This window comes from Nocardiopsis lucentensis DSM 44048, assembly GCF_000341125.1.
Classification (GTDB): domain Bacteria; phylum Actinomycetota; class Actinomycetes; order Streptosporangiales; family Streptosporangiaceae; genus Nocardiopsis; species Nocardiopsis lucentensis.
Genome location: NZ_ANBC01000495.1, coordinates 1 through 246, shown reverse-complemented (window position 1 = coordinate 246; position 246 = coordinate 1). Strand labels below are relative to the sequence as shown.

Genomic DNA, 246 nt, shown 5'->3' with positions numbered 1-246 from the left:
TGCTCGACGGCCGCGCCCTGCCGCCCCTGCACGGCGTCCCGATCCCCGTCAAGGACCTGACGCGGGTGGCGGGCCAGCCCACGACCTGCGGTTCCCTGGCGCTGTCCGACACCGCCGGCACCGTGACCGAGCCGGTGGTGTCGCGGTTCCTGGACGCCGGACTGCTGCTCATGGGGCGGACGAACACCCCCGAGATGGGGCTGCTGACCGACACCGACAACCGCCGCTACGGCGCCACCCGCAACC

At 74.0% G+C, this 246-nt stretch carries 1 protein-coding gene; it reads left to right on the top strand.

Annotated elements, in window-relative coordinates; translation table 11 throughout:
* The coding region (locus D471_RS34880; protein WP_040690097.1) for an amidase family protein at window positions 1-246 on the top strand (246 nt) is incomplete at both ends.